This window comes from Microcoleus sp. PH2017_28_MFU_U_A (genome assembly GCF_020738035.1).
Lineage (GTDB): Bacteria > Cyanobacteriota > Cyanobacteriia > Cyanobacteriales > Microcoleaceae > Microcoleus.
In genome coordinates this window covers 1-12249 of the sequence record NZ_JAEQCX010000162.1, presented here as the reverse complement: position 1 = coordinate 12249, position 12249 = coordinate 1, and the positions used below count along the sequence as shown (strand labels likewise).

Sequence of the window (12249 nt, the reverse complement as noted above, 5' to 3'; positions counted from 1 at the left end):
AAATTTGCATCTACTCAAATTAGTTAGGTGAAAACCAGTTTCCTGTAAGTCACTTCTGCTGAAATTTGCCCCAGTCAAATCCGCTCTGCGAAAGTTAGCCCGCCACAGACAAGCTCCGCTCAGGTTCGCCCCACTCGAATCAGCATCTTCAAAATGCGCGTATGCCAAGTCGAGGTCGCTCAAATCTGCTCCACTAAAATTGATTCCTTGTCCGTAAAAAACTAGCCGTTGCAAGTCACTTTCCCTGAAGTTAGCCCCACTCAAGTTTACTCCACTAAAGTAACCATCCTTACATTGATCGCCGGTCAAGTTCACTTTAATTAGAGAAAAGTCTCTCTCCCCAGCGTCATAGCGCCTCAGCACTTCTTCAAACCACAACCTTTTTCTACTGTTGCATATTCTCATCCATTCTGCTTCTCGTTTTTCTTCTTCTTCTTCTTCTTCTTCTTCTTCGTTCATGACTTTATTCCTCGAAGCTGTTGACAATAATAAAAATGTTGATTCTACTAAAATAGCTTAATGTTTTAAAACTAGCAAATACTTACTTCGGGAGCAATTTTTTATCAACTCATGCCATAGTAGCTATGAATTAGTCTTCACTGTTCCCAATAGTACCATCGGGCATGATGGTATCTTTAAAGTGAGCATCTGTAAAAATAGCCATTTCAGATTTGTGACTTCTAATTTCATCCAGATCCAACTTGGTGCCAAAAAAGTTAGTTCTCGTCAAGTCAGCTCGAGAAAAACTAACTCTATTTTTAAACTTAGCATTCCTAAAATCACTATCGGTTAAGTTAGCATCATCAAAACTTGTCTCAATCATCTCGGCTCCACTTAAGTTTGCTCTACTCAAATTCGCGTCGTAAAACTTAGTCTCCTGCAAATCGGTCTGAGTCAAGTTCGCCCCAGTCAAATCCGCTCTGCCAAAGTTAGCTCGCTACAGACAAGCTCCGCTCAGGTTAGCCCCACTCAAATCCGCATCTTCAAAATGTGCGCGGGCCAAGTCAAGGTCGCTCAAATCTGAGCCACTAAAATTGATTCCTTGTCCGTACAAAACCAGATGTAGCAAGTCACTTTCCCTGAAGTTAGCTCCACTCAAGTTCACTCCACTTAAGTAGCGCTCCTTAGATTGCTCGTCGCTCAAGTACACTTGAATTAGAGAAAAGTCTCTCTCCCCTGCCTCATAGCGCCTGAGCACTTCTTCTAACCACACCTGTTTTCTACTGTTGCATATTCTGATCCATTCTGCTTCTTCTTCTTCGTTCATGACTTTATTTCTAGAATCTGTTGAGAATAAAAATGTTGATACTACTAAAATAACTCAATCTTTGAAGGCTCACAAGGAAGAACAGCAAGCGCGGCTGGCAGCGGAGTCAGCTTTGCGATCGCTCTTAACTCAAGTTTTAAATTCTGGGATGAATCTGGAACAGGTGGCGCAAATGATGAATTTATCGACTTTGGAGGTGAGACGATTGGTTGGAGAAAACTTTTGAGTGCATTGACAACAGTAAGGTGCGCGGGAGCACCTTACTTGACAAAATATTAACAGTCAGCAGTCAAGAATTAATATCATGTCCCGTCGAACGACCATAATAAGATTGGTTTGTAGTGAGGACTTCAGTCCTCGGATTTGGATGCGGACTTGCATTCCTCACTACAAACCATTTTTAGGGCTGATAATTGACACGGTGTGACTAAAGTCTTCACTAGAAACGGTTTTTAGCGTAATTGACAGGGCATATAGCCTTTCTCAAAAAGATGAGGTATAACTGACAGCTCGATAACCGCTTAGACGTATAGGGCCCAAGCCCAACAACATACCTCATATGAGAGCTAGATTCGCTATAATATCAATTATTATTTGAAAGGCTTGTTAGTAGGTTTAAAACCTTGTTTTTGAAAATAGGTTTTAAATACTTCGTGAGCAATTGGTGCGGCCGAGACGGCACCAAATCCTCCGCCTTCGACTATAACTGCGATCGCAACTTCCGGCTTGTCAGCGGGAGCAAAACCCACATACATCGAATTGTCAGGATGACCTGGCATTTCCACAGTCCCTGTCTTGCCAGCACTTAAAGGAATTGTACCGTCATTCAGACCGCGGCCTGTACCCTTTTTCACCACGTCCATCAATCCTTCTTTAATCACCTTTAAAGTAGAAGGTTTAATTCCTGTGGGGATTTTTTTCGTGAGGGGTGTATTGGTTTGAGATGCCAACAAGTGCGGCTGCACTCGCGAACCGCCGTTAGCAATTGTTGATAGCATAACTGCTAATTCTAGGGGTGTGCAAAGTACCAAGCCTTGACCGATCGCCATTGTGACGGTATCGCCCACATACCAATCTTCCTTGTACATTTTCTTTTTCTCTGCTGGCGTGGGCACTTGACCGTGATTGGCACCGTCTATCCCCAAAATATCTAAATTAATCGTCCCGCCAATGCCCATTTTAGACGCCCATTTCGACATTTGTTCCGGGCCTGCCGCCATGCCTACTTGATAGAAAAATGTATTGCTGCTAAAGGCCAAAGCATCGCGAAAACCGATAACACCTTGACCCGCGCCGTGTTCGTTGAAAGAAATGCCACCGATCGTAATTGAAGAAGATGATACTAAAGTCGAGTCAGGAGAAAACTTGCCCGATTCTATGCCGGCGACAGAAGTTACAATCTTAAAAGTGCTGCCGACTGGATAGCCTTGAACTGCCCGATTTAAAAATGGTTTTTCTGGCCCTTGCAGTCGATCCCATTCTGTTTGAGTCACCTTGCGGGTGAAAATGTTGGGGTCAAATGTCGGCCAACTAGCCATTGTTAAAAGCGCTCCGGTTTTCACGTCGATCGCTACAACGGCACCCAGGCGATCGCCCAAAGCTTTTTCGGCAGTTTTTTGCATATCTAAATCTAAAGTTAGCTGCACGGGTTTGCCGGGAATAGGCTCTTTTACGCCTAAATCTTGAATTTCCTCGCCCTTAGCGTTCACCTCGATCAAACGGTTCCCCCAAACGCCTTCTAAAGTTGGATTGGCTAACTTTTCAACTCCCATTTGACCGACGATCATCCCCATTGGATATGCAGGATTAGCTTTTAATTCGTCTAAAGTAGCTTCACCGACGTACCCCAAAAGGTGAGCTGCTAATTGCTGGTTGGGATTGTCGCGGCTCGATTCTACGCGAATTTCAACTCCCCGCAAAGTATTGCTTTGTTCTCCCAAAGCGACGAAAGTAGCGACATCGATATCTTTACTAATTCGCACTGGCAGGGCTGATTTGTAGCCGGCTACATCGATTTTTTTGATGATTTCGGTGGCGGGAAGTTTGACGATCGGGCTCAGTGTAGCCGCGACTTCTTGCCAATCCTTTGCCGATCGCTCTTTTGGCCACAAATACACCGATCGCGATACGCGGTTCGCCGCCAAAATTTTGCCGTTGCGATCTAAAATTTGACCGCGAGTCGCTGCGACTGAGACAGGGCGAATGCGGTTATTTTCCGCCCGCTGTCGGTTGTAGGCTCCCTGTACCAGTTGCAATTCGGCTAGACGAAACATCGGCATCGTCACTAATGTAGTGACGATCAGCATAAAAATCATCACTTGGAGCGATCGACTCCGTTGCTGTGCAGGATTGTCCGAGGTATTTTTGTTTAATCGGACTTTAGAGTTAAAAGAAAAATCGCTAGCCATATTAATTAATCTGCTCTTTGATTGAATTAACAGGCAGATCTAATTCTCATCCGGATTATTTCGGGGAGGATACAGCGATGACAACTTTTAGCTCTTTAGTGACCGACATAAATATGCCTATTGGCAGATACATAAATACGTAAAATCCCGTACAGTTCTTGTTCTACAATTTCCTATTTATTTTCCTATTAGCATAAATAATTGCTTGAAAGCCTCTGGGTTTGGCGTAGAAATTAAAATCAGACGATTCATTACTCCAATCCTCGGACTTCCAGGTAGAGGTTGCCCTCAAGCGGTCAACTGTCAACTAAGAGGGCTCTCACGGGGGCACTGCCCCTACAACAGATCAACTGTCAACTGTCAACTGTCAACTGTCAACTGAATGAACGACGCATAGGCTGTCACCTTAATATCAATTCCAGTAATATCTCCACCGACAACAACAGCCGTTGCTCCTAAATTCAATGCTTTTTGAGCCATGGAGGGCCCAGAGATTCCGCCTTCGCAGATAACGGGAATCTTGAGCTTTGCTACCATTTGCGCTAGCAAATCAAATCCGGGCGGCGAGAAACTTTCTGTTTGGGGTGTGTAGCCAAAAAGAGTAGTACCGACAGTATCTGCACCAGCTTCAGCAGCGGCGATCGCAGATTCTATAGTATCTACATCCGCCATGACTAATTTCCCTAATTCTTTGTGAATGCGATCGATTAACGTCTTTAAGTCTTCGCCAGCAGGGCGGTTTCGCAAAGTCGCGTCAATGGCGATAATATCTGCTCCTGCAAGTGCGATCGCCCGTGCGTCTTCAAACCGAGGAGTAATGTAAATCTCGCATCCCGCCAATTGCTGCTTCCAAATGCCAATTACGGGAGCCGATACCTGTTGTCGCACCGCTGCAACGTGAGCCGGGGTGTCAATCCGCACGCCCGATGCCCCTCGATTGATGGCGGTGCGAGCCATTGCTGCAATCACGATCGGATCGTGCAGCGGCGAATCAGCAGGTGCTTGACAAGAAACAATTAATCCTGTAGGAATTTGACAGTTAATCATGGGGTATGGGGCATGGGGCATGGGGCATTGGGCATCGGGCATTGGGCATTGGGCATCGGGCATTGGGCAGGGGGCATCGGGCATTGGGCAAACAGGGCATTGGGCTTTTTTTGTGATTTATTCCCTGTGTCCTATTGAACTCAAATAAGCGTTAAGTTTTGGTAGTAATTTATCGACAATTGGTTTGAATTTGCTTACTTCTTCGCTGGTGATAAGGTGTCTAGCATAGGCTAATCTTAACCAGTTTACGGTTTCGTACAAAGAGCCTCTGGCAATTTTTACAAAACGCCGATTATCTTGATCATTATAACGACCTCTTCCTTCAGCAATATTAGCACAGACACTATCAGCAGACCGAACTATCTGTTTGCCCATCGTATCTTTTGTGAAGTAATCCCATTTTTTAACAATCTCCCAAATCTGATTCGCCAAACTTTCCGCCAACTTATAAACCTCTAATTCCTCAAAATCAGGTCTTCCCATAATTACCTCAAAAACTCAATTATATTAAATGCCCCATGCCCCATACCCCATGCCCCATGCCCCATGCCCCATTATCCATTAATCCCGGCCATTAAAGAAAGAATTTTGTCAAGCAATTGCTCGGGGTGAATCGGTTTAGCCAAACAATCGTTAGCTCCCGCCGTCACAAAAGATATTTCATCTGCGGGAATTTCTTTAGCGCTTAAAGCCAGAATTTTGAGATTTTCAGTAGCGGGTTTTTGGCGAAGTTGTTGAATTATTTCGCAGCCGTTCATCCCGGGTAAACGCATATCCACAATCACAGCATTGGGCTGCAAAAGTTCAATTTGTTCTACCGCCGCCGAGCCTTCAATCATCCACACTACCTGCATTCCTGCGGCTGTCAGGATATCGCAAATCAGCATGGCAGTTTCTTCATCTTCTTCTACGAGGACGAGGCTGCCCCGCAAGGAGGAAGAGTGCAGCGGTAAAGATGAATTCGATTTTTCATATTTGAATTTTGTGGATTCATCTTTGCTTTTAGTTTGCATTGGTATAAAAACTGTAAAAGTAGAGCCAACATCAACTGTAGAGTTGACTTCGATCGCGCCACCGTGAAGCTCTACTAACTGTTTCGTTAATGCCAATCCCAAACCGGTGCCGCCGTATTCGCGGCGGTATGGGGAATCTAACTGCTGGAATTTTTGAAACAAGAGCGATCGCTGATCTTCGGGAATTCCAATGCCGGTATCTTTGATTTGAAAAACAGCGGTGCTACCTGGGGGTGCAGTACCGGGCTGTCGCACTGCTGGCGTCCGAGTTTTATCTTCTGTCACCCACACTCGCAGGACGATTCGCCCGCCTTCGGGAGTAAATTTAATCGCATTTCCTAAAAGATTGAACAGAATTTGTCTCAAGCGGCGCGGGTCTGCGGTGAAGCGATCGCACTCTTGTTTGATCCGCTGTTCTTGCACGAGTTCCACGCCTTTAGCTATAGCTTTTTCTTTGAAGGCGTGCAGGCTCTGAGAAGCTAATTTAGAAATTGAAAATTCACTAATTTTTAATACTGCTTTTCCTGCTTCTACTTGCGATAAATCTAAAATATCGTTAATTAATTCTAATAAGTGGTCGCCGCTGTCCCGGATAGTTTGCAGGTACTGTCGCTGTTTGGCAATTGGTACTTCTTTGGTGCCAACTTTGCCGTAAGACCACCGCAGCAGCGTGTCCGAAATGCCGATGACGCAGGTGAGGGGAGTCCGCAATTCGTGGCTCATAGCTGCCAAAAATTCGCTTTTGGCGAGGCTGGCAGACTGGGCGGTAGCAAGGGCATCGCGCAGTTCTTGCGTTCGCTCTATGACGCGCTGTTCAGAGGTACACTTTTGCTGCTGGACTTCTGCATAAAGTTCGGCTTGGTAAATGGCGATCGCCAAATGTTCTGCTATTTGCCGCAAAAATGTTTTTTTGCTTTCTTCCCACTCGCACACAGTACACTGGTGGGCGATTAGCAGCCCCCACAATTCGTCTTGAACTACGATCGGTACTAGCAACTTCGCCCGCACCTTCGCCCGCCGCATCAACTCTAAAAAACAAGAGTGCGAAGAGTAAGTTATTTCCACATCAGTGACGCACAAAGCCAAACCTTTGCGATATTTCTCTCTGTCAATGACTCCATCGGGAAAACACTGGGCGCCTTCACTAAAATCCAGTACAGACGAGATAGCATCGCTGGCTAAAGCTTCGTAGGTAACGCGACCTAAATACAAGTAAGAACCGGGATTTTCTTTGACTTCGCCAGAAACCGCCATAGGTATTTCTTTACCTAATTCGGCATGGTGGGGGGCTGGCACTTTTTCAAATTGATAAATTAACAGGCGATCGACATCCAAAAACTCTCGCACTCTCGAAACTGCTTTTGACAAAATTACTGGTAATTCCAAACTCTGGCGGATTTGAGTTGTCACCTGATTCAAAAGTCGCTCTTGTTCTAGCTGCTGCTGCAAAGCATCTTCCACAGACTGACAAAATGAAATGCAGGGACTGGCAATTTGTAAGTGATTGACGGCTTCGGCAATCTGGTGATGTAGCGTTTCTGGAGCGATCGGTTTTAACGCTGAGTTTCCCTCTATTTCTGTTGGGATCTGTAGGGGCGGGGGACTGTTTTTGCTGGCATCGGTAGCGAGAAGATCCAGCAAATTTAGGGTAAATTCGCTTTGTAAAATTGCCGAGTTCGGCTGTATGTTGTTAATTGCTTGTTTGAGGGCGCGAATGTCAATTTGTCTTGGCGGTGCGGGCGTTATTTCTGCGAGTTTGTCTGCGAGGGGAGAGAGGAATTTGGCGATCGCCCCTGGATCGAAAGTCAAATCCACATTTAATTGCGAAGTGAGATGTTTTTCACTGTGTTTGCGTCCGTTTGTTCCCAACTCATCTAATGCCTCGCCCCGCAGCAGCGCGCTAAACCGAGCTGATACCACTGCTGCAAACCTTTGGGACGAGTTTCCTTCCCCATTTTCAGGATTGGCGATCGCATCGTCGGCGAGCCAAATCGCCCCCGGGAGTTCAGCCATTTGCTGTAACAACTGGTAAGCAGCCTCAAAGGTTGCGATCGGCAAAGTTCGATTTAAGGTTTTTGGTTTCAATCTAGGTATTTTCCCGGTTGTTTTAAAGGACAAAATATGAATGCCGCTGTTTTGGGGAGGGAACCAGGGGCGCAGCAGACGGGGCCGCTCCAAAAGACTTGAGATCAAAGAAGTCAGTCGATTTTAGATCTTAGATTTTAGATTTTAGATTTACTTGCAGCTTCGTGAATCACCGGAGCAGGAACTTCGAGCTAAGATTTTGGGCTGCTCGCAACTTAAGTCGCGCGCTTGTATCCGTTTTTCTGCGGTGTCGTGACTCAAATAACGTAGCCAGTTAAGGCTGAGGCTGGTCAACACAGCTTGCGAGATATTACTCTTACAAGCTCAGTTCTTTTAAGACTGGGTTGCTGACTACTTTAAACAATCTTAATCCAGTATAATATCAATATATAATTTGTTAACTTCTACTTAACACTATCCGGGTAAATGAGCAATCCAACTCAACTCACCCCCGATTTCACGATCGGACATCTGCCGTGTCACCACTTCCAAGTCAGTGCTGCAACTCCAGGACAGGTAGTGGCTCAAAGATTCGAGCAAGAACCAGACCTACCGGGAGTGATTATTACTCACGAATCACAGGTATTGGGCATGATTTCTCGCGTCAAATTTCGAGAACAAATGAGTCTCCCCGATCGCGTAGAAATTTACGGTCAGCATCCGATTCGAGCCTTGTTAGATTTTATGAGAATACCGCCTTTGCTGATGGAGGAAAACTGGAAAGTTGAGGATGCCGTACAAGCGTCTCTCAACAGGCATAAAGATTTAATTTATGAACCAATTATTGTGGTAATGGACAATCAGAGTTTCCGCCTTTTGGACGTTCGGACTCTGGTGATTGCCCAGTCTAAAATTTTAGCTCAAGCTAACAAGCTTATTCAAAAATACAGAGTAGAAAGACAGAAATATATGGGAATCATTCAACAAGAACAGGCAAAATTTTATGAATGCCAGGAGTTGCTAAAATCCCAACACCTTCAAGCCCAAGTATTGCAGAATACTCCGAGTCGCGAGCAAGTGACACTGGTCAAACAAGCTGAAGAAATTTCTCAAATAAATCAGCGATTTGTGAGGATTGCGAAGTTAATTTCTTCAGAAGGCCGCCAAGCATTTCAAGCTACTTTTCAAGGTGCTAATTCTATTTGCAATAATACACAGAAAATTTTGGGTATTAGCAAAGCAATAGCTAATGATTTAGAAACGGTTAACCGCACTTCCCGAACCATCGGGGAGGCGATCGAACAAGTCAGGCATTTAGCAGTACAGGTGGCTGTAGTTACCAATCAAATGGGAAATCAGCCCAGCGGTCTGAGCAAGGTGAGTTTGGAAATTGGCAGACTGGCAAGTAAAACTTTTGAATTGGGGACCCAAATCGAGCAAATTGCCAGCCGATTTAAACTTCGGGTTCACGAACTCACGGAGGCAGCAAGAGCGGGTGCTAATGTAGCTAAATCGGTGACCATCAAGATCGATCGTGCGGAAATGGCTTTGTTAGAGTTGGAGGAATTAATAGCGGAAAAAGATTTCAATTCACCGACCGCCATTAAAGAAAATTTGGGAGTTAAAAAAAGTGTTGTTGCTCATTCTTTAGTTAAAGATTTAGAAGACGCTGAAGCTGAAATTTCTGAATGGGAAGATATAGTTAAGCAGCAAGATTCATCGCAATATCTGATTCAAAAAATTCAGCAGGCGCTGAAGTCGAAAAAGCCCTAAAATTCTAGGGCTCATCTGATTTAACTTTTCGATATGTATAGCCTTTCTAGCTCTCATATGAGGTACGAATGGGCATGGGGCATGGGCCAAACAGGGCATAGGGCATGGGGCATAGGGCATGGGGCATGGGGCATGGGGCATGAGGCATCGGCCAAACAGGGCATACTCACTACGCTTGAGAACCGCTATATAGGAGAAGGAGAAGGAAAAAGGAAGACGCCTTGAGTTATCGTCGTGATATCTGGAAAAAAGCTCGTGTTTCAAGAACTTCATAATCGTCGGGGCGGTTGGTCTGAAAAAATAAAAAGTAACAATTTTACAATTTGCACAATACTATTTGTTTGAAGGAGGTTAATACGAATAAATTAAGAGTTAGGCAACGCTATTTGCATCACAAGATTTTGATTTAAAGTCACAAGAATTGGTCAAATAACAGGCTAGGCTTATGAAAATTTTGCTAGTAGAAGATGACACAATTACAATCAATTTGCTGACCAGAGCGCTGAATGCTCATAATTACAATGTGAATACGGCGGAAGACGGCGAAACAGCCTTGCAGTTGGCACAAGCCTACGATTACGACTTGATTGTTTTGGATGTGCTGATTCCTAAACTCGACGGTATTAGTTTGTGTCGGGAATTGCGATCGTCCGGCTGCCAAATGCCGATTTTATTGCTGACAGCGCTAGATAGCAGTAACGATAGAGTTCAAGGTTTAGAAGCGGGTGCAGACGATTATGTGGTCAAACCCTTTAATCTCCAAGAATTAATTGCTCGAATTCGGGCTTTGCTGCGCCGGGGTAAGGCAAGTTTGTCGAGTACAAGTTTGACTTGGGAAAAACTGCAAGTCAACCCGGATACTACGGAAGTAACTTATGGCGAAAAAGTTCTGCATTTGACTCCCAAAGAGTACAATCTGCTGGAACTTTTTCTGAGAAATCCCCGGCGCATTTTCAGCCGCAGTGCCATGCTCGATCGCATTTGGTCGGCTGGCGAATTTCCTCAGGAAGAAGCCGTTACCGCTCATATCAAGGGGCTGCGGCACAAGCTGAAAGCAGCCGGGATGACTGTAGATTTAGTGGAAACGGTGTATGGATTGGGCTACCGGCTCAAAAGTCTGCCGGAGGAGATTGAGAGTCCAAAAGTTGCCCGGGATACGGCAGAAACTGCTAAAAGTCAAGAAAATGTACCTGCTGAATCGATCGCACACAGCCAGGAATTAAGCAACGATGAGCGCCGCCTCCAAGTCCTGAGTGTGGTTGCGGAAATTCGGGGCAAGTTAAAAGCTAATTTTATCGAAAAGGTGGTGATATTCGATCGCGCGATCGCCCAACTGAAAACCGGAACCTTGGACAACCAACTGCGGCGGGAAGCCCAGGAGCAAGCTCACAAATTAGTCGGTTCTTTGGGAACTTTAGGGCTGCCGAAAGGTTCGGAAGTTGCGCGCAAGATCGAACAGTTGTTCAAGGCCCAAAACATCTTTAAACCGGGGATTGCTCAGCAGATTGAGGAATTTCTGCATTTGCTCAAACAGATATTCGATCGCCCGCCGGAACCTGAAAGCGAGCTGGTTACTGCGGTTTCCAAAAAGCGCCGCATTCTGATCGTTGATGATGATACTTTGCAGAGCGATCGACTAAAAGCAGCAGCATCCGGTTCGGGCTTTGAGATAGAAGTTGCCACATCTGGGCAATCCGCAAGAAGCGCGATTTCTCAACAGCCTCCCGACGCGATTTTACTGGATTTGACATTTTCCAGAATTCAGGAAAACGGACTTACTCTCCTAGCCGAGCTCCGCACTGAAAAACCTGATATTCCAGTGATGATTTTTAGCGGGAACAATCAATTGAGCGATCGAATTGAAGTTGCTCGTTTGGGAGCTTCCGGCTTTTTACACAAATCTATCTCCCCAGCAGATATACTCAAATCAGTCGCCCAGGTTCTCGATCAAACAGGCGCTGCTGAAGCCAAAGTTATGGTAGTAGACGATGATGTGCATCTATTGGCTGCGCTGAAAATGATTCTACAACCTTGGGGATTGCAAGTCACAACATTAGAGCGGCCCGAAAAGTTCTGGGAGGTACTCGAAACCACTTGTCCAGATTTACTAATTTTAGATGTGGAGATGCCTGGTTATAGTGGTATCGAGCTGTGTTTGGCGGTGCGGAACGATTTGCGCTGGAGCAAGCTTCCCGTGCTATTTTTGACTGCTCATTCTGAGTCGGAAATAGTGCGTCAAATGTTTGTCGCGGGTGCTGATGACTACGTGAATAAGCCGATCGTGGAACCGGAATTAATTGCTCGCATCCTGAATCGTTTGGAGCGGACTCAACTCCGACACAAACTTGCTCTGACACAGTTGACAGTTGACAGTTGACAGTTGACAGTTGACAGTTGACAGTTGTCACGAAGGAAGAAGGAAGAAGGAAGAGTTGACAGTTGACAGTTGACAGTTGACAGTTGACAATCAAAAATCTTCAATCCCCAATCCCCAATCCAAAATCCAAAATCCAAAATCGTTTGACAGTTGACAGTTGACAGTTGACAGTTGACAGTTGACACGAAGGAAGAAGGAAGAAGGAAGAAGGAAGAAGGAAGAGTTGACAGTTGACAGTTGACAGTTGACAGTTGACAATCAAAAATCTTCAATCCCCAATCGAAAATCCAAAATCCAAAATCCAAAATCGTTTGACAGTTGACAGTTGACAGTTGACAG

Annotated in this window: 9 protein-coding genes and 1 pseudogene; 3 read left to right on the top strand and 7 right to left on the bottom strand. The window is 45.3% G+C overall.

Translation table 11 applies throughout. The annotated features are described in order from the left end of the window. The 3 genes and pseudogenes from JGK14_RS31550 to JGK14_RS31540 form a co-directional block, all read right to left on the bottom strand. On the bottom strand, window positions 1-459 hold a 459-nt coding region (locus tag JGK14_RS31550; RefSeq protein WP_293214198.1), incomplete at its 3' end, for a pentapeptide repeat-containing protein. Between the two features lie 130 nt (window positions 460-589). Continuing rightward, a pseudogene (locus JGK14_RS31545) lies at window positions 590-925 on the bottom strand (pentapeptide repeat-containing protein); the annotation flags it as partial. Window positions 926-937: 12 nt separating this feature from the next. Then, window positions 938-1267 (bottom strand): pentapeptide repeat-containing protein, encoded by a 330-nt coding sequence (locus JGK14_RS31540; protein ID WP_293214196.1) that lies wholly within the window; start codon window positions 1265-1267, stop codon window positions 938-940. On the opposite strand from JGK14_RS31540, the gene JGK14_RS31535 reads away from it, so the two are divergent. Then, window positions 1266-1493 carry a hypothetical protein gene (locus tag JGK14_RS31535; RefSeq protein WP_293208670.1) on the top strand — a complete coding sequence of 76 codons (228 nt, stop codon included), beginning with the start codon at window positions 1266-1268 and terminating at the stop codon, window positions 1491-1493. The two genes, JGK14_RS31540 and JGK14_RS31535, sit on opposite strands and share 2 nt — an antisense overlap. A 364-nt stretch (window positions 1494-1857) precedes the next feature. Here JGK14_RS31535 and mrdA read toward each other — a convergent pair whose 3' ends face one another. The 4 genes from mrdA to JGK14_RS31515 form a co-directional block, all read right to left on the bottom strand. After that, window positions 1858-3675 (bottom strand): penicillin-binding protein 2, encoded by a 1818-nt coding sequence (mrdA, locus tag JGK14_RS31530; protein WP_325315902.1) that lies wholly within the window; start codon window positions 3673-3675, stop codon window positions 1858-1860. Between the two features lie 360 nt (window positions 3676-4035). Then, the gene (locus tag JGK14_RS31525; RefSeq protein WP_293175844.1) at window positions 4036-4722 is read right to left on the bottom strand and encodes an N-acetylmannosamine-6-phosphate 2-epimerase; all 687 of its coding nucleotides are present in this window, start codon (window positions 4720-4722) and stop codon (window positions 4036-4038) included. A 117-nt stretch (window positions 4723-4839) separates the two neighbouring features. Then, window positions 4840-5205 carry a four helix bundle protein gene (locus JGK14_RS31520; RefSeq protein ID WP_293189812.1) on the bottom strand — a complete coding sequence of 122 codons (366 nt, stop codon included), beginning with the start codon at window positions 5203-5205 and terminating at the stop codon, window positions 4840-4842. Between the two features lie 71 nt (window positions 5206-5276). Continuing rightward, window positions 5277-7820 (bottom strand): hybrid sensor histidine kinase/response regulator, encoded by a 2544-nt coding sequence (locus tag JGK14_RS31515; RefSeq protein ID WP_325315901.1) that lies wholly within the window; start codon window positions 7818-7820, stop codon window positions 5277-5279. 426 nt (window positions 7821-8246) lie between these two features. Here JGK14_RS31515 and JGK14_RS31510 point away from each other — a divergent pair, with 426 nt between their 5' ends. Both JGK14_RS31510 and JGK14_RS31505 read left to right on the top strand, forming a co-directional pair. Next, entirely contained in the window at window positions 8247-9533 is a 1287-nt protein-coding gene (locus tag JGK14_RS31510) for a chemotaxis protein (protein ID WP_293175564.1), read from the top strand. Between the two features lie 445 nt (window positions 9534-9978). Further along, a complete protein-coding gene (locus JGK14_RS31505) occupies window positions 9979-11910 on the top strand; it encodes a response regulator (RefSeq protein ID WP_325315900.1) in 1932 nt (643 codons plus the stop codon). Window positions 11911-12249: the final 339 nt, after the last annotated feature.

Excerpts from the sequence above, each read along its gene's own strand:
- JGK14_RS31535 (WP_293208670.1), top strand. The coding sequence starts at position 1,266 with ATGACTTTATTTCTAGAATCTGTTGAGAATAAAAATGTTGATACTACT.
- JGK14_RS31540 (WP_293214196.1), bottom strand. The coding sequence starts at position 1,267 with ATGAACGAAGAAGAAGAAGCAGAATGGATCAGAATATGCAACAGTAGA.
- mrdA (WP_325315902.1), bottom strand. The coding sequence starts at position 3,675 with ATGGCTAGCGATTTTTCTTTTAACTCTAAAGTCCGATTAAACAAAAAT.
- JGK14_RS31525 (WP_293175844.1), bottom strand. The coding sequence starts at position 4,722 with ATGATTAACTGTCAAATTCCTACAGGATTAATTGTTTCTTGTCAAGCA.
- JGK14_RS31520 (WP_293189812.1), bottom strand. The coding sequence starts at position 5,205 with ATGGGAAGACCTGATTTTGAGGAATTAGAGGTTTATAAGTTGGCGGAA.
- JGK14_RS31510 (WP_293175564.1), top strand. The coding sequence starts at position 8,247 with ATGAGCAATCCAACTCAACTCACCCCCGATTTCACGATCGGACATCTG.
- JGK14_RS31505 (WP_325315900.1), top strand. The coding sequence starts at position 9,979 with ATGAAAATTTTGCTAGTAGAAGATGACACAATTACAATCAATTTGCTG.